This window comes from Arthrobacter sp. 4R501 (assembly GCF_002929755.1).
GTDB lineage: Bacteria > Actinomycetota > Actinomycetes > Actinomycetales > Micrococcaceae > Arthrobacter.
This window is the reverse complement of record NZ_PJIW01000063.1, coordinates 1-604: the sequence shown is the minus strand read 5'-3', so window position 1 is coordinate 604 and position 604 is coordinate 1. Positions and strand designations below refer to the sequence as shown.

The following is a 604-nucleotide window of genomic DNA, read 5'->3' as shown; positions in this document are numbered from 1 at the left end:
GTCCATTCTCATCGGAGGCGTCCAAGTCCGATGCCGCGAGCAATCCGCGCGTGTAGGGGTGCTGTGGGCGGGTAAAGACCTCCTCCGCGGAGCCCTCCTCCACCACGATGCCACGGTTCATGACCAGGACCCGGTGGCACACGTTGGCCACCACGGACAGGTCGTGTGTGATGAACAGCAGCCCTGTGCCGCGCAGCTGCACGGACTCAAGAATCAGATCCAGCACCTGGCGCTGGACCGTGACGTCCAGCGCCGTCGTCGGCTCATCGCAGAGCAGCAGCTCGGGGTCGTTGGCAAGGGCCATCGCCAGCATGACGCGCTGGCGCTGACCGCCGGAGAGCTGGTGCGGGTAGGCCTTGGCCGCCTCAGGAGGATCCGGCAGCTTGACGCTGGCCAGCAGCTGTACTGCCTTGTCCCGTGCCTCGCGGCGGCCGGCCACTGTCGTGTGCTTGAGCATGACCTCGGCAACCTGAGGACCGACCTTCATCAGTGGATTCAAGGCCGTGAGCGGCTCTTGAAAGACCATGGACATGTCGTTACCGCGGATCCGGCACATTTGCCGGTCTGTGGCCGTAACGAGGTCCTCCTCCCCCCCGCCCAGCCG

1 protein-coding gene is annotated in these 604 nt (G+C 65.7%); it reads right to left on the bottom strand.

Going from position 1 to position 604, the window contains the following annotated elements; all coding sequences use genetic code 11:
- Positions 1 to 526 (bottom strand): ABC transporter ATP-binding protein (locus CXR02_RS21895; protein ID WP_308470708.1); only part of this gene is annotated, 526 nt, incomplete at its 3' end.
- Positions 527 to 604 lie beyond the last annotated feature (78 nt).